Below are 15,258 nucleotides of genomic sequence, written 5' to 3'. Positions count from 1 at the left end.
TGGTCACTCCTTGTCGGGAAGGTCGGTCCGTGGATGGGGGCGCGGCTGTTCGGTGTCTGGCGCGGTGTGCGGGAGTGCCGGGCCGCCGGCGTCCCGCAGCGGTGCGAGCAGGAGGACGGCCCCCAGCGCGAGGGCGGCGCCGCACACCGCGAACACGGCCGGGACGCCGAGGACTTCGGCGAGCGAGCCGCCGAGCAGCGCGCCGACCGGCATCGTGCCCCAGGCGCAGAGCCTGGACACGCTCATCACCCGGCCCAGCAGGTCCGCCGGGGTCAGCCGCTGGCGCAACGAGAGGACGGGGATGTTCCAGCCCATCGTGAACACGCCGTTGGCGGCGAGCACCAGCGCCGCGAGCGCCGGGTGCCGCGCCAGCCCCAGCCCCGCGTACGCGGCCCCCGAGGCCACCAGCGACCAGCGGGCCAGCCGTACGGCGGGCAGCCGGTCGGCGGCCCGTGGCGCCAGCCAGCTCCCGGCGACCGCCCCCAGCGAGCCGGCCGCCAGCAGCAGCCCGTACCCGGTGCCGCTCAGCCCCAGGGTGCGGTGGCTGAGCAGGACCAGCATCGAGAACGTCGCCGAGAACACCAGGCCGTACAGGGCGCTCGCGGCCAGCGTCAGCCGCAGCGTGCGGTGGCGCAGGACGAAGCCGAGGCCCTCCCGGATGTCGTGCAGGACTCCGGAGCGCGCCCCGGAGGGCCGCCCGTCGCCCGCGCCGTCCACCGGCGGGCCCCCGCTCCGTTCGGCGCCGTCCGGGCCGGGACCCGGTTTCCGGGCCGGACGGAGCGGCGCGAGCCCGAGCAGAAGCAGCGCGGCCAGCGCGTACAGCGCCCCGCCCGCGGCCAGCGCGGCGGTGGCGGCAAGCCCTGCCAGCAGTCCGGCCAGCGGTGGCCCCGCCGTGTCGTTGAGCACGATCTGGGCCGCCGACAGCCGCCCGTTGGCGCGTTCCAGGTGCCGCTCGTCGACCAGGCGGGGCAGCATCGCGGGGGCCGCCGTGTCGGCGAGGGTCTCCGCGACACCCAGGACGAACGCCAGCGCGTACAGCAGCCCCAGCGGGTGGTCGCCGGCCAGTACGGCGGTCGCTCCCAGCAGCGCCACCGCGCGGACCGCGTTGGCGCCCAGCACGATCCCGCGCCGGTCCACGCGGTCCACCAGGACTCCCGCCGGGAGGGCGAACAGCAGCCAGGGCAGCATGTTGACCGCGGTCAGGCCCGCGACCGCCGCCGGGTCGGGGTGGTGCACGACCACCAGCAGCGGCAACAGGGTCCGGATGATGCCGTCGCCCGCGTTGGAGGCCGCCGCCGAGGCGTACAGCCACCGGGAGGGCCGGCCCGGCTTCACCCGTTCCGTCGGTACGGCATCCGGCGGAGCGGCTTCGGAGAGGTGGTCGCTAGTCACCGACGACGCTCTCCCCGTGCCAGGCGCGCATCCCCAGCAGGCGTTCGCCCAGTCCGGTCAGGCGCGCCGGGCCGTACAGCTCCGCCTCTTCCTTGCGGACCCCGCCCTCCGGCGGATGCGGCGGCACCCGGTCCCGCCAGAACCGCACCCGGGTCTCGCGCAGCTCCGTGTGCTCCTCCAGGGCCGGGGCCATCGTCAGGTACTGCGCCATGCGCACGCGGTCCTCGGACACGTTCGGGTGGACGCCGTGCGGGAGCAGGCTGTTGAAGATGATCAGGTCACCGGGCGCCACCTCGGGGGTGGTGATCGGGTAGCCGGTGATGTCCGGGGTGAACGGGTCGCGCCCCTCGGGCTGCCGGGCGACCCACTTCTCCCACTCGGCGAAGATCTCCGGCACGCACTGGAATCCGCCGATCTCCTCGTCGCCGTGGGTCAGTGACAGCACCGCCTGGCAGCTGACCGGCAGCGGACCGGTGGAGGTGTCCACGTCCCAGTGCACGAACCCGTCGAAGGCCCGGGCGCCCCGGTTGGGCGGATTGACGTTGGCGAAGTCGATGGTCACCCACAGCTCGTCCTGGTCCCAGATGTCGGCGAACGCCTCGTGCACGCGGGGGGTCTGCCGCGCGTCCCACTGGGCCTGGTGGTTGTACATCTCCACCAGCCCGCTGTGGCCGGGCAGCCTTGCGTTGCCGGTGTGCGGGGAGGCCCACGTCGCGGGGTCGCCGGGCCGCATGTCCAGGAACGCGTACAGCCCCTCGGCGAGCGCTGTGACGGTCTGCGGTGCGACCGCCTGACGGATGATCACGAACCCCCGGTTCGTCCAGTGCTCCCAGTCCGCGGAGGACAGGACGCGCAGGGGCCGGGTCTTGCGGATGTCTCGCAGTTGAGTGGCGGACACGTGCACTCTCCAGGGGGACGACGCCTGTACAGGATCGGATGGGAAGGGCCGGGCCGGGCCCGGCATCGCCGTTCCGGCCGGTCCTCGGCCGGAGCGCGCCGGGGCGGCGGTCGGGCGCCCTCTAGCGCACGACGAGGTGGTGTTCGGGCAGCGCCACCGCGTCCAGTGCGGTCCCGGTGAGGAGCTCGACCGCCGTGTCGATGTGGTTGAGGATGGGCCTGCCCCCTCCGTTGGCACTGGTGTTGACGAGGACGGGCAGGCCGGTGCGCTCGCCGACCGCGTGGCACAGCCGGTGCAGCAGCGGATGCGTGTCCGGCCGTACCGTCTGCAGCCGGGCGGTGCCGTCGATGTGCCGCACCTCCGCGAGCCGCTCCGCCTCCCCGTCGCGCACCCGCACCGCGAACAGCATGCTCTCCGCGTGGTCCAGCGGCCCGGTGAACCAGCGGTCCGCCTCCTCCTCCGGGCAGAGGGGCGCGACCGGCCGGAACCACTCGCGCTGCTTGATCGTCTGCGACACGTGGCGGCGGGCACCGCTCCAGTGCGCCGACACCAGCAACGAGCGGTGGCCGAGGGCCCTCGGCCCCGTCTCCAGCCCGCCCTCCAGCCAGGCCACACAGCCCTCCCCGGCCAGCAGGTCCGCGACCGCCTCGACGAACTCATCGGCATCGTCGTGACGCCCGATGGACAGCCCGAGACCCGCCAGGCGCGCCGCGAGGCCGGGGCCTGCGCCCTCCAGGGGCGGCCCCGCGTAGGCGAGCTCCGCCCAACCGGGCCGTCCGGCCGGCCCGGGCCGGTCCGCCGGATCTGCCACGGCCAGCGCGGCGCCCAGCGCGATCCCCGAGTCGTCGCAGCAGGTCGGCACGTACACCCGTGTGAACTGCCCCGACTCCGCCAGGCAGCTGTTGGCCGTGATGTTCAGCGCGCAGCCGCCCGCGTAGCAGAGCGTGGAGTAGCTGGGGAAGCGTCGGCTGATCCCGGCCGCCAGCCCGGTCAGGTCGCGTTCCACGCCGGTCTGGAGCGTCGCGGCCAGATCGCGGCAGACCCGGTCCTCGGGGGACCTCCCCACCACGGTGACGCGGCCGTCCGCGGTGCGGATCCCGTCGGGGAAGACCGAACCGAAGGAGTGCACCACGTCGTCGTCGGACGAGTCCGCGAGCCCCGCGTCCAGGTAGCCGCCGGTGGCCGGGTCGTACTCCCACCACGAGTCGGCGTAGCGCAGCGCCGACCCGGCCAGCTCCTCCTCGGGCAGCGTCTCGTAGAGGTCCGGGGACGCCCGCCGGGTCGCCTGCGGGATCAGCATCGCCCGTACCACCGGCAGCAGGGCCGCGTCGCACTGCCCGGTCGCCGTCAGCCCCAGCAGCTTGCCCGTGTCGAACTGGCTGCCGTGCACCCGCCGCGCCATGGCCTCGTACACCAGCCCGAACCGCGGGCCGGTGCGGTTGGTGAACGACATCACCGGCGTGAGGTGGTCGCCGTCGCCGAGGCAGACCATGCCGCACTCCGCGTAGTTCCCGGTTCCGTCCAGGGCCAGCACCAGGGCTTTGCGGGCGCCGGAGGTGTAGTACGCCAGCGCCGCGTGCGCGTAGTGATGACGCACCGCCGTCAGCGTGATGTCGCCGAGGCCGTCGGCGAGCGGCCAGTCCACCGGCTTGATCCTCCGGGTCACCGCGTCGGCCGGCCCCGACCCGCCGGGGGTGCTCCAGCGCGCGTCCTCGTTGACCAGCTCGACCAGCGCGGGCGGCAGGACCTGGCACACCGGCGTGTACCAGTCGGCCACCGCCACCTGAGTCACCGGACTCGCCGCCCGCTGCCGCAGCTCCGCCAGCCAGTCGGCCGCGGCCCGCGGGAAGCCGCCGTTGCCGCCGCACACGTGCCGCAGCCCCAGTCGGCGTTCGGCCTCGATGATCCGGTAACCGCCCGCGTCGGTGAGGGCCGCGCCCGCGTCGTGGCCGAAGTGCATACCGATCGTTGCCATGTCACCCTTTCTCAGCCCGCAGCGGGCATCCCTGGACCGGACGCCCGCCGCAGGCGGGCCCCGGGACGAACGACGGGGAGACGGTCACGCGGGGGCGGCGAGGCTGCGCGCGTGGTGCCGCTCCAGGAGCCCCTGCACCACCTCTCGCATGTAGGCGCAGTAGCCGGGCGACATCAGCTGGATCGACCCGTTCTCCTCCTCCAGCGCGCCCGCCGAACCGCCCGAGCAGGTGCCCTGGAGCTCACAGCCCTGACAGCCGGGGCCGTTGGTGTAGGCGCGCATGCCGTAGTCCTGGTACGCGGGCGAGGCGAAGATGCCGCGCCAGTCGTCGATGGTGCCGAGCATCCGGGCGGTCGCCTTGCACGCGAACACACTGCCGTTCGGCTCGATCGAGAGCTGCCGGCCGACCGCCGGGCAGGTCTTGTAGTCGGCCTGTTCGGCCCACTTGGCCTCATCGATGATCATCTGGAAGGTCTGGTACCAGTAGCCGCTGAGCTGTACGCCCCGCTCCCGCCCGTAGTCCACGGCGTCCAGCAGCCGCCGTGCCACCTCGTGCGGGCTGTGCCGCTCGAAGAACTCCCTCGCCTGGAACGACACGATCACGTCGAGGCTGTCCAGTCCGGCCTCGGCGACGAAGTCGATCAGAGGAGTGCCCCACTTCTCCCAGGTGTACTGCGAGAGCACCGTGGTGATGCTGACCGGGACCCCGGCGGCTCTCATGTCCAGGATCGCCTTACGGACCACCGACCAGGGCGTGCGCTGCTGCTGCCCCCCGCGGAACTCGCCGGTCTCCGGGACGAGGTAGTCGATGGACACCGTGGTGTCGACCTGGTGCTCGGCGAGCGCCCTCAGCAGTTCGTCGTCGACCCGGGAGCCGTTGCTCGTCAGGTCGTAGGACAGGCTGACCCCGTCATGGGAGTCCCCGAAGGTCCGCAGTACGTGCAGGATGGTGCCGCGCGCCAGCGTGGGCTCACCGCCGAAGAACGACACGGTGAGATGACCACCGCCGTTGGCCTTCCGCAGTGCGATGGCCTCCCGGATGGTCTTCTCGGCCACTTCGCGCGACATGTGCATCGACGGGTTGCGGCCCGTGTCCGAGCCGTGGTTCCAGTCGCCCCGGGCGAGCGTCGGGCCCGAGTCCTGCCGCGCCGGCGCGGGCCCCTCGTCCCGCGAGCGCCGCAGCTCCACCAGGACCGGCCCCGGCTTCACCGACTCCCCGGAGGTGTTCCGCTCCTCCACGCCGCCGTCGAAGTTGTACGCGAAGCACCCCTGGCAGGAGAAGTTGCACGCGTTGGTCAGCACGAGCTGGATCGAGGAGTGGAACACACCGGTGTCCAGCACGCTCTGCCGGCTCGCCAGCAGGGCGTCGATCTCGTGCGCCTCGTCGTACCCCGCTTCGACCAGGAACCGCGCCTCCACCAGATCCCGCAGCGAGTCCTCGTCCACCCGCTCCCGCAGCCGGTCCGCGCTCATTCCCCCGGAGGCATCCTTGAGAAGTTCCACGATGTCCTTGTCGATGAGCCGCGCATTGCCGTAAAGAGAATGGAAGGCCATGGTTTGCTCGTCGTCCCCGTAGGAATCGAGGCGGCCTCCGAACGAGGTGAAATTCCGGTCGCCCGCCGCGCGCAGGGTGCGGACGTAACGTGAGGACTGGTACGTCGAATTCTGCATGCTGAAGTCTTCTCCCTGCGTCTCACGGATTTCGGCACGGTGTGCGGTACGCGGTTTCGCGTTCGCTCCGGCGGCGTGGAATCCGGCGCCAAGGCTGTCGGACGCGGACCGACCCGGCCAGGGGGCGGTCCGCGCGACCGCCCGCGGGCCCGGCTGTCGACCGGGACCCCCGACCAGTCTCAACGCCTAGGCAGAGGTCGGCTCCTTGGGCTGTTCGACGGGGGCGGCGTCGGCCTCCGCCTGCTGACGGGCGGGCGTGATCGTCGGCGCGTTGCCCTTGTCGGGAGAGACGAATGCGCACGGCCTCGACGACGCGGTGACCGCCGGTCGGGCGACCTTCTTCACTTCGGCCATGTGGCCTCCTCGATAGGTGCGGGACACAACGCACGCCATTCAAGCAAAGGCGGGCAGGGCCGGAAAGGCTTCATCAGGACACGTCGGAAACAGGGGATTCCCGAACGAATTATCGAGTGGAATTAATCTTCGGCGCAATAAGGAAAGCGGGCCGATCTGCTGTTTTCTCCGAAGGGGATCTTGAGAAAAAGAGGGGCGGCCGGCGGGGAGGAGCCGGGCCAGGCGCAGCCGGACATGGCGTGTCTTGAAGGGGCGCACGGGGCGCGGGAGGGGCTCAGGGCGCGAGCCGTACGGCGGGTGGGGGTGGTGAAGCGCGGTGGAGGAGTCGGCGTGCCGAGGTGTGGGCCGGCGGGCGCGCCTCTCGTGCCGCCCGCCGGGGCAGGCCCTGGCCGCGCTGCTTCTGTGGTGGCCGGGGCGAGCGGCCGGGCGGGGCGGGCTGGGGTGGCCGGGTGCGGTGGCGGATGCGGCGGGAGCGGCTCAGTCGGCCAGGCCGCGCAGCCGCTCCATCTCGCGCCGGTCCCGCTTGGTCGGACGGCCGGTGCCCCGGTCGCGGACGCCGGCGGGGGCGACCGCCTCGCGCGGCGGCGGGGGCGGGCTGTTGTCGACGTAGGCGGTGGCCGCGACCGGGGCGCCGACCCGCTTGCGCAGGACGGCGCTCACCTTCACCAGGCGGTCCCGGCCGCCGTGCCGCAGCGCGACCTCGTCGCCGACGCGGACCGGCTGGGCGGGCTTGGCGCGCTCGCCGTTGACCCGGACGTGTCCGGCGCGGCACGCGGCCGCCCCCGCCGACCGGGTCTTGACCAGCCGTACCGCCCAGATCCACGCGTCCACGCGTACCGAACCGCCGCCCTGCGAAGCCTCCGTAGCCATGGGTCGAGCATAGGGCGGCGGACCGGAGCGTCGTCGCGCCGTCGTCCCGAAGCCCTGCGGATGATGCGGGCCGTTCCGGGCGAAGCGGGCGATACCTTCGCGGGTGGCGACCGAGGGGGCGATGCGGACCCCCGGAGCAGGGCCGACGTGCTGATGGGCCGGGGACGGGCCGACCCGGCGTGACCGGCCGCCAGCGACGCGCCCGCCCGAGGTCCTGGGGCGGCGCGCCCGCGTCGCCGTACTGCTCCGGCCGGCACCGGGCCCCGCGCGCCGGACCGCACGGCCCCCCCCCGATGCCGTGCCCGTCGCCCGTGGGGAGACCCGGCGGCCTTCCCCGGGTGCCCCCGCCGTGCTGCGCTTCGGCGCTCAGGGCTCCCGCCGCAACTCGCACGTCCCCGACGGGCGCGTCCTCGCCGTCCTCGCCGTCCTCGCCGTGCTGATCTGCGGGTTCCTGGCGCTGGGAGCCGCGCTCACCTGAGCTGGGGCGGCGCCCCGAGCGGGTAGGTGAGCCGGTCCCGCCAGTCGTGCCCGTCGTGGACGATCAGGCGGACGCCGGTGACGCGGCAGGTGACCGGCAGTGCCGGGGCCAGCCGCTCCCGGACCGCGCCGAACTCCTCGCCGTGGGCCACCGTGATGTGCGGCTCCAGCCCCTCGGGCCCGAAGATCCCCCGGTACGGCACGGCCTCGGGCCACCGGGCCCGTACGGCACCGGTGAGGGCTGCCAGTGGTCCGGGCGGCTCGGGGGCGAGGAACAGCACCCCCGGTTCCTCGTGGAAAGTGGCGAAGCGGAGCGTGAAAGGGGCGTGCGCGGCGAACAGGGAGCGCAGGGCCGCGTCCGTGCCGTCAGGGTCCGCCGAGCCGGGGCGGACGCGGGCGACGGGGAGGAAGGGGTAGAGGACCGTGGCGTGGGCGCGGATGCCGGTGGTCACCAGCGGGTCCAGCGCCGGGAGCGCGATGGTGAGCGCGGTGTCCCCGGCGCGGTCGCCCCAGCCGTCCTCCTCGGCGGAGTCGTCCTGGCGGGCGGAGAGCTGCTCGGTCACGAAGAGCCATGCTCGCATCCGTACCGCCGCACGCGGGGCGCGGGTCCCGTCGGGTCAGTCCTCGCCGCGCCGGGGCTGCGGGAGGTGGCCGGCGCCGACCGTCCGCGACCAGGCGGGGGTGGTGCCGGTGAGGCGGCAGAGGGCGAGGTAGAGCGGGATGGGCGGGGTGTACGGCGCGTCGCCGTCGGGGCAGTGCAGCAGGGTCGGCGCGGCGTCCGTCTCGGGGAGCAGCGCGCCCGGCGAGTAGTACGAGGGCATCGGCCACTCCAGCGCGACGTCCGAGCCGGCCGGGACCACCCACCACCACAGGCCCTGGTCGGCGTAGACGCAGCCGACCCGGGGGAGGCGGGTCATGATCCGGTGCGAGAAGTCCTCCGGTATGCCGACCGCGTCACAGCCCAGCTGGGTGCGCATGCCCGGCGGCAGCTCCAGGCGACGGGGCGGCGCAGGGACGCTCTGCCGGGTCCGGGAGAGCCGTGTCAGCGTGTCCATGCTCAGCCGCCGCGATGTGAGTGTCCGCAAGTTCAGGCCCCGCTTCCCAGGTCGTGCGACGGTCGCGCCGGTAGTTCCGCCCAGACGGTGAGCCCCGTGCCGGTCTCCGCCTCCAGGGTTCCCCACGCGGTGGAGAGGGCGGCGACGAGCAGCAGTCCCCGGCCGTGCTCCTCGGCGGGCCGGCCCTCGGCGGGGCGTGGCCCGGGGCCGGCGTGCCCCTCGTCGCGCACGGCTATCCGCAGGCACTCCCCCTCGCGCAGGCTGCGCAGCTCGCAGGTGATGCGGCGGCTCGTGGTGTGCACGATCGCGTTGGTCACCAGCTCGGAGACGACCAGGTCGGCCGTCTCGCGGGTGTCCCGGCACACCGCCCAGCCCGCCAGTCGCTCGCGGGTCAGCCGGCGGGCCTCGGACGCCGAGCGTGGATGGGCGGACACGTCGAAGCTGCAACAGCGTTCGGTGGCGGCGCCGTACGGGGGGAGGACGGCGGGAGCTAAGGGGGCGGGCGGAGTCACGACAGCCACTATCGTCGCGCCGTGGACACTTGGCAAGGGTCACTCTGGAAAGTTCACAGTGCAGTGTCCTGGGCGCGGTGCGCATGGCACACTGCTCGCTAACAGCTCGTCAGTAGGAGGTCGACGTGAGCGAACCGCGGTCCGCACCGACCGTCGGCCAGGTCGTGCTGGGCAGACGCCTGCAGGACCTGCGCGAGGGCGCGGGACTGAAGAGGGAGGAGGCGGCGCGCGTACTGCGGGTCGCCCCCGCCACCGTACGCCGGATGGAGACCGCCGAGGTCGCTCTCAAGATCCCCTACCTGCACCTCCTGCTGAAGGCGTACGGCGTCGGCGACGAGGAGGCGGAAGCCTTCATCGCCCTCGCCGAGGAGTCCAACCGCCCCGGCTGGTGGCAGCGGTACCACGACATCCTGCCCGGCTGGTTCAGCATGTACGTGAGCCTGGAGGGCGCCGCGACCCTCCTGCGCAGCTACGAACCGCACTTCGTCCCCGGGCTCCTGCAGACCGAGGAGTACGCCCGCGCCGTCCTGGTCTCGGGGGCGGTCGGGCAGACCAGCCCGGACGACATCGAACGCCACGTCGCCCTGCGGATGCGGCGGCAGGAACTGCTGGAGCGCGAGAACGCGCCCCGGCTCTGGGTGGTGATGGACGAGACGGCGCTGCGCAGGCCCGTCGCCGAACCAGCCGTGATGCGGGCCCAGATCGACCGACTGCTGGACGTGGCCGAACGGCCGCACATCACCCTGCAGATCAGCGAGTTCGCGTCCGGGCCCCATCCGGGCACGTACGGGCCCTTCGTCCTCTTCCGCTTCGGCGAGCCCGAACTCCCGGACATGGTCTACAGCGAGTACCTGACCGGCGCCGTCTATCTCGACGCCCGCGCCGAGGTGGTCACCTACCTGGAGGTCATGGACCGCATGGCGGCGCATGCCGCGACAGCACATCGCACCAAGGAAATCCTCAAGGATCTCCGCAAGGAGTACTAATGGACCGGTCCCCGATATACAGCGGCATGCCCGCCCGCGAACTCGGCACCTCCGGCTGGCGCAAGCCCTGGAGCGGCGGCAACGGCGGCAACTGCGTGGAGGCCATGCGGCTGGACGACGGGCGCGTCGCGGTGCGCCAGTCCGCCGACCCGGACGGGCCCGCGCTCATCTACACCCGCGGCGAGATCAGCGCCTTCATCCAGGGCGCCAAGACCGGCAAGGCCGACTTCCTCATCTCCTGACCCGGTTCCCCCGCCCCCACGGGCCCTCGCGCGCCACCCACCGTCACGAACCGGCCAGGCGCCCGAGGGCCCTTGCCGTCCCCCGGGCCGATCACGTGTACTCGGATCCTGCGTACCGGCCCCCCGCCACCGGTACGCCCCCGACCTCCGATCCTCGTCCTCAGGGAGCGTGCATGACCGGGCAGGAACAGAACTCCGTGTACATCGACACCACGAAGCCCCACCCGGCCCGCATGTACGACTGGTTCCTGGGCGGCAAGGACAACTACCCGGTCGACGAGGAGATGGCCCGCCAACTCCTCGCCCTCGACGCCCGCGGCCGCGACATGGCCAGAACCAACCGGGCCTTCATGCACCGCTCCACACGGTGGCTGGCAGGCCCCGGCGGCATCCGCCAGTACCTCGACATCGGCACCGGCATCCCCACCGAGCCCAACCTCCACCAGCTCGCCCAGCAGACCGCCCCCGACTCGCGGGTCGTCTACACCGACAACGACCCGATCGTCCTGCGCCACGCGGAGGCCCTGCTGCGCTCCACGCCCGAGGGCGCCACCGAGTACCTCCAGGCCGACGCCAGGGAGCCCCGCTCCATCGTCGAACAGGCCGCCACGGTCCTCGACTTCACCCAGCCGGTCGCCCTCTCCCTCAACGCCCTCCTCCACTTCGTCTCCGACGAGGACGGTGCCTACGAGCTGGTCCGCGACCTGGTGGCACCGCTCGCCCCCGGCAGCCACCTCGTCGTCTCGCACGTCGCCGCCGACTTCGACCCCGAGGGCGCCGAGAAGGCCCGCCGGCTCTACGCCGGGCGCGGCCTCACCCTGGCACCGCGCACCCGCGAGCAGTTCAGCCGCTTCTTCGACGGTCTGGAACTGGTCGAGCCCGGCATCTCGCTCGCCGCCGAATGGCGCCCCGAGCTGGGCGAGCGGGTGCGGGTGACCGGGGACGACCCGATCCCCGGCTGGGCCGCGGTGGCCCGCAAGCCCTGACCGCCCGCGTACCGCCCGCTGTGCCGCGAGGACGGGGGGCTCAGCCCAGCGGGACCGCCGTGAAGCAGGCGCAGGCGGCCGCGCAGGCGGCGCCCCGGACGTGGTTCCACACCGTCCACTCCCGGAGGAACTCCCGCCACGGCGTCTCGCTGCCCGGGTCGTCGGGGTCCAGGGCGGCGAGCCGGTCGTTGCGCGGGACGTTGGCCGCGACCGTCACCCCGAAGCCGCCGGCCAGGTACAGGACCGCGCCGAGGAGCGTCACCACCAGGCCGCTCCCCGGAGGCGACACCACCGCCAGCACGGCCAGAACCGCCGAGAGCGCCGCCATGCCGAGGAACAGCGCCAGGAACCAGCCCTTGACGATCACCACGTTGATCCGCTGCATCGCCGAGATGCCCTGCGGGGCGGGCAGCGCGCCCAGCGCCCGCATCACCGAGGTCGAGAAGGCGAAGAAGACCCCCGCCACCACGCCGCTGCCCACCGCCGCGACCACGGTCAGCACGGTGAAGGTTCCCTCGGACATGGCGGCTCCTCGGCGAGTCGGCCCCTGAGGGCCCCGGTCGACGGCTCAGCATCCTCGCCCCCCGGCCGCTCACCGGCAAGGGCCCGGCGGGCCCGGCCGGGCGGCGGGGCAGGATGGGACGGTGCGCTTCGAACCGATCAGCCGGGACCGCCTCGCCGGCCTCCTCGCCGCCCGCGTGGACGGCCTGCCCTCCGCCGAGGGCGCCACCCGCACACGGGTCGGCGTGGACGGCGCCGACGCCGCCGGCCCCGGGCGGCTCGCCGCCGAACTCGCCGAGCAACTGCGTGCCCGCGGCCGTCCCGTCCTCACCGTCCCCACCCGCGGTTTCCTGCGGCCCGCCTCCCTGCGCTACGAGTACGGCCACCGCGACCCGGACAGCTACCGCGACAGCTGGTTCGACGAGGGCGCCCTGTGGCGCGAGGTGTTCGACCCGCTGGACGCCGGCGGCAGCGGCACGGTCCTGCCCGACCTCTGGGACCCCGCCACCGACCGGGCCACCCGCAGCGCCCGTCGAGCCCTGCCCCCTGGCGGCGTCCTGCTGCTGCACGGGCCGATGCTCCTGGGCCGCTGGTTCCCCTTCGACCTCACCGTCCACCTGCACCTGACGCCAGCCGCCCTGCGCCGCCGCACCCCCGCCGGGGAGCAGTGGACCCTGCCCGCCCTCGCGCGCTACGCCGAGGAGGCGGAGCCCGTGGCCGCCGCCGACGTGGTGGTCCGCCTGGACGATCCCGAGCGCCCGGCCTGGTCGGGCTGATCCACCGTCAGGACGCGTGCCCGTACCGCCCGATCCGCGAGCCTCACGGTGAACCGCCTTGTCGCGCGGCCCCCGGTGTCCCAGACTGGGCGCCATGCCCCCGACCACCGAACCGTCCACCACCGGGCCGCGCCCCCGCCTCGACCACCTGGTGCTGTGGGTGGCCGACCCGGCCGCCTCGGCCGTCTTCTACGAGGAGGCGCTCGCCGCCCGGCCCGTGCGCCTCGCCGAGTTCACCGCGGGCGAGGTCCCCTTCCCCTCGGTACGGCTCAACGACGAGACCATCCTCGACCTGATGCCCCGCACCATGGTCGCGCGCACCGAGGTCTTCCCGGGCGCTCACAGCGGCTCCGGCCACCCCCTGAACCACTTCTGCGTCGCCCTCACCGGCCCGGAGTTCGACGCCCTGGCGACCCGCCTGGAGCGCCTGGGCGCACCGGTCTCCCGGATGGGCCGCGGCTCCTTCGGCGCCCGGGGCGAGGCGACCCGCAGCTTCTACTTCGGCGACCCGGACGGGAACGTGATCGAGGCCCGCCACTACGACGAGGAGCCGGGCGCCGCCGACTCCTCCGGCGAGGCCGCCGGGGCCTGAGCCCGCCCGGGGAGGCCGCCGGCCGCACCGGTGGCGCGGGACCGGGGCAGTGCCGTCATCACCGTGAGCGCCGTCAGCGGCAGCAGCAGGGCTGCCGCCAGCAGGTTGAGCACGCCGTACCCGGCCTGCGCCATGACCAGCCCGGCGGCGGCTCCGCCGACCCCGGCCGAGGCGTTCATGACCAGGTCCGAGAGGCCCTGCGCCGCCGGGCGGGCCGCCTGCGGCACGGCGTCCGTGAGCAGCGCCGACCCCGCGACCAGTCCGGCCGACCAGCCGAGCCCCAGGACGAACAGCCCGGCCGCCGTCCGCCCGTGGCTTGCGCCCGCCGTCCCGGAGAGCAGGGCCGCGCAGCCCAGCAGGGCCACGCAGAGCCCGATCACCGGCAGCCGGCCCCGGTCCGCGAGCCGGCCCATCAGCGGGGAGAACGCGTACATGCCCGCGATGTGCCCGCTGATCACCAGGCCGATCAGTTCGATCCCGGCACCGTGGTGGCCGAGCGCCACCGGGGTCATCGACATCACCGAGACCATCACGGTGTGGCTGACCGCGATGACGGCCAGCGCCAGCCGTGCCCGCGGCGAGGCCCGCACGGCGGCCCGCGCCGCCCGGAACGACCGGCCCTTCGGTGCCCGCTCGGCCCCCGGCTCCAGCGCCCGCGCCGTCAGCAGCGGATCGGGCCGCAACACCACGGCGACCAGCAGGGCGGCGGCCAGGAAGACGACTCCCGCCCACAGGAACGGGCCCGCCGCCTCCGGCATCCCCAGCCCCGCGACGCTGCGTCCCGCCGGGGCGGCCAGGTTGGGGCCGAGTACCGCGCCGATCGTGGTCGCCCAGACGACCAGCGAGATGGCCCTGGCCCGCCGGCCGGGCTCGGCGAGGTCGGCGGCGGCGAACCGGGACTGGAGATTGGCGCAGGACGAGGCGCCGAACGCGGCCATGCCCGCCAGCAGCAGGACGAAGTGGTCCAGCATCGCGCCCGCCACGACCGCCCCGGCCCCGGCCGCGCCGATCAGATAGCCGAGGACCAGGCCCGGCCGGCGGCCGCGCGCCGTCATCAGCGCGGCCAGCGGGACCGAGAACAGAGCCGTGCCCGCCACGGTGGCGGTCGGCGCGAGACCGGCCACCGCCTCCGTACCGCCGACCTGCCGGGCCAGCAGCGGGGAGAGCGCCACCCCCACGGCGACCCCGAGGCCGCCGAGGATCTGCCCGGCCACCAGCACCCGGGTCACCCGGCGCCGTAGGGCTGCCAGCTCCTCGGGCCCGACCGGGAACGGGTGGGCTGGGCGGGTGGTGGCGGGGTGGTGCGAGGCGGGGGCGGGGCCGTCGGGTATGTCCACCGCAGCAGTGTGGCAGCGCTTTCGGCGGACGGGAACAAGGTGGCGCGCGGCTCAGAACAGCGGGGCCGGCAACACCCCTTCCAGGGCGAGCAGGTGGCGCTTGGTCTCCAGGCCGCCGCTGAAGCCGCCGAGCCCGCCATCGCTCTCCACCACCCGGTGGCAGGGCACCACCACCGGCAGCGGATTGGCGCCCATCGCCAGGCCCACCGCCTGGGCCCCGCCCGGGCGGCCGCAGCGCCGGGCCAACTCGCCGTAGCCGGTGACGCTGCCGTACGGCACCGAGGCGGCGAGCTGTCGCAGGGCCTCCCGGGTGAAGCCCTCGGCCAGCGACCAGTCGAGGTCGAGGCGGAAGTCGCGGGTCCGCCCGGCGAAGTACCCGGCCAACTGCTCGCGCGGGGCCGCAAGCGAGGGCGCCCGGGGCGTCTCGACCGGAGCGGTGCCCAGGTGGTCGGCCAGACGGGCGAGGGCGCGCCGCAGCGCCGCCCCCCGGGCGTGGAAGGCCACGAGGAGCAGGCCGCGGTCGGTCGCGGCGAGCAGGAGCGGGCCGACCGGGGTGTCGAGCACCGTCCAGTCGGCCCGCCGTGCGGGAAGGTCCCGGGAGTCGTCTCTCACGCGCCCACCGTACGGGCGCCCA

18 protein-coding genes are annotated in these 15,258 nt (G+C 74.2%); 6 read left to right on the top strand and 12 right to left on the bottom strand.

The annotated features are described in order from the left end of the window. Positions 1-3: 3 nt before the first annotated feature. From ACSLIC_RS04740 to ACSLIC_RS04715, 6 genes are all read right to left on the bottom strand, one after another. Positions 4-1,392 carry an MFS transporter gene (locus tag ACSLIC_RS04740; protein ID WP_436736412.1) on the bottom strand — a complete coding sequence of 463 codons (1,389 nt, stop codon included), beginning with the start codon at positions 1,390-1,392 and terminating at the stop codon, positions 4-6. Continuing rightward, positions 1,385-2,290, bottom strand: coding sequence for a phytanoyl-CoA dioxygenase family protein (locus tag ACSLIC_RS04735; protein WP_436736411.1), 906 nt, complete (start codon positions 2,288-2,290; stop codon positions 1,385-1,387). The genes ACSLIC_RS04740 and ACSLIC_RS04735 overlap by 8 nt, the downstream gene beginning before the upstream one ends. A 121-nt stretch (positions 2,291-2,411) precedes the next feature. Then, on the bottom strand, positions 2,412-4,265 hold the full coding sequence (locus tag ACSLIC_RS04730) for a carbamoyltransferase C-terminal domain-containing protein (protein WP_436736410.1): 1,854 nt from the start codon (positions 4,263-4,265) through the stop codon (positions 2,412-2,414). An 84-nt stretch (positions 4,266-4,349) separates the two neighbouring features. Next, entirely contained in the window at positions 4,350-5,936 is a 1,587-nt protein-coding gene (locus ACSLIC_RS04725) for a radical SAM protein (protein WP_436736409.1), read from the bottom strand. Positions 5,937-6,122: 186 nt separating this feature from the next. Continuing rightward, positions 6,123-6,290 (bottom strand): hypothetical protein, encoded by a 168-nt coding sequence (locus ACSLIC_RS04720; protein ID WP_436736408.1) that lies wholly within the window; start codon positions 6,288-6,290, stop codon positions 6,123-6,125. 477 nt (positions 6,291-6,767) lie between these two features. Continuing rightward, positions 6,768-7,160 (bottom strand): RNA-binding S4 domain-containing protein, encoded by a 393-nt coding sequence (locus ACSLIC_RS04715; protein ID WP_436736407.1) that lies wholly within the window; start codon positions 7,158-7,160, stop codon positions 6,768-6,770. 349 nt (positions 7,161-7,509) lie between these two features. Here ACSLIC_RS04715 and ACSLIC_RS04710 point away from each other — a divergent pair, with 349 nt between their 5' ends. Next, positions 7,510-7,638 carry a hypothetical protein gene (locus tag ACSLIC_RS04710; protein WP_436736406.1) on the top strand — a complete coding sequence of 43 codons (129 nt, stop codon included), beginning with the start codon at positions 7,510-7,512 and terminating at the stop codon, positions 7,636-7,638. Here the strand turns inward: ACSLIC_RS04710 and ACSLIC_RS04705 are convergent. From ACSLIC_RS04705 to ACSLIC_RS04695, 3 genes are read right to left on the bottom strand one after another with little or no spacing between them, the layout of a single operon-like run. Continuing rightward, a complete protein-coding gene (locus ACSLIC_RS04705) occupies positions 7,631-8,218 on the bottom strand; it encodes a 2'-5' RNA ligase family protein (RefSeq protein WP_436736405.1) in 588 nt (195 codons plus the stop codon). The two genes, ACSLIC_RS04710 and ACSLIC_RS04705, sit on opposite strands and share 8 nt — an antisense overlap. A gap of 36 nt (positions 8,219-8,254) precedes the next feature. Further along, positions 8,255-8,692, bottom strand: a complete 438-nt coding sequence (locus ACSLIC_RS04700; protein WP_436736404.1) for a hypothetical protein — start codon at positions 8,690-8,692, stop codon at positions 8,255-8,257. Positions 8,693-8,724: 32 nt separating this feature from the next. Continuing rightward, a complete protein-coding gene (locus tag ACSLIC_RS04695; protein WP_436736403.1) occupies positions 8,725-9,204 on the bottom strand; it encodes an ATP-binding protein in 480 nt (159 codons plus the stop codon). A gap of 125 nt (positions 9,205-9,329) precedes the next feature. Here ACSLIC_RS04695 and ACSLIC_RS04690 point away from each other — a divergent pair, with 125 nt between their 5' ends. From ACSLIC_RS04690 to ACSLIC_RS04680, 3 genes are all read left to right on the top strand, one after another. Beyond that, the gene (locus ACSLIC_RS04690; protein WP_436736402.1) at positions 9,330-10,190 is read left to right on the top strand and encodes a helix-turn-helix domain-containing protein; all 861 of its coding nucleotides are present in this window, start codon (positions 9,330-9,332) and stop codon (positions 10,188-10,190) included. Next, the gene (locus ACSLIC_RS04685; protein ID WP_436736401.1) at positions 10,190-10,432 is read left to right on the top strand and encodes a DUF397 domain-containing protein; all 243 of its coding nucleotides are present in this window, start codon (positions 10,190-10,192) and stop codon (positions 10,430-10,432) included. The genes ACSLIC_RS04690 and ACSLIC_RS04685 overlap by 1 nt, the downstream gene beginning before the upstream one ends. A 173-nt stretch (positions 10,433-10,605) precedes the next feature. Then, positions 10,606-11,418: an SAM-dependent methyltransferase gene (locus ACSLIC_RS04680; RefSeq protein ID WP_436736400.1), complete on the top strand. Its 813-nt coding sequence runs from the start codon at positions 10,606-10,608 to the stop codon at positions 11,416-11,418. 40 nt (positions 11,419-11,458) lie between these two features. On the opposite strand, the gene ACSLIC_RS04675 is transcribed toward ACSLIC_RS04680, so the two are convergent. Further along, positions 11,459-11,941, bottom strand: a complete 483-nt coding sequence (locus tag ACSLIC_RS04675; protein ID WP_436736399.1) for a DUF1772 domain-containing protein — start codon at positions 11,939-11,941, stop codon at positions 11,459-11,461. Between the two features lie 121 nt (positions 11,942-12,062). Here ACSLIC_RS04675 and ACSLIC_RS04670 point away from each other — a divergent pair, with 121 nt between their 5' ends. Beyond that, positions 12,063-12,695, top strand: a complete 633-nt coding sequence (locus ACSLIC_RS04670; RefSeq protein WP_436736398.1) for a uridine kinase — start codon at positions 12,063-12,065, stop codon at positions 12,693-12,695. 94 nt (positions 12,696-12,789) lie between these two features. After that, complete coding sequence (locus ACSLIC_RS04665; RefSeq protein WP_436736397.1) at positions 12,790-13,287, top strand: VOC family protein; 498 nt, start codon at positions 12,790-12,792, stop codon at positions 13,285-13,287. Here ACSLIC_RS04665 and ACSLIC_RS04660 read toward each other — a convergent pair. Both ACSLIC_RS04660 and ACSLIC_RS04655 read right to left on the bottom strand, forming a co-directional pair. Next, positions 13,233-14,624 carry an MFS transporter gene (locus ACSLIC_RS04660; protein ID WP_436736396.1) on the bottom strand — a complete coding sequence of 464 codons (1,392 nt, stop codon included), beginning with the start codon at positions 14,622-14,624 and terminating at the stop codon, positions 13,233-13,235. The two genes, ACSLIC_RS04665 and ACSLIC_RS04660, sit on opposite strands and share 55 nt — an antisense overlap. Before the next feature lie 51 nt (positions 14,625-14,675). Continuing rightward, entirely contained in the window at positions 14,676-15,236 is a 561-nt protein-coding gene (locus ACSLIC_RS04655) for a methylated-DNA--[protein]-cysteine S-methyltransferase (protein WP_436736395.1), read from the bottom strand. Between the last annotated feature and the right edge of the window lie 22 nt (positions 15,237-15,258).

Origin of the sequence: Streptomyces sp. BBFR102 (genome assembly GCF_051397025.1) — a bacterium.
Taxonomy (GTDB): Bacteria; Actinomycetota; Actinomycetes; order Streptomycetales; family Streptomycetaceae; genus Streptomyces.
The sequence above is the reverse complement of the archived record's forward strand: the minus strand, read 5'-3'. Positions and strand labels throughout refer to the sequence as shown.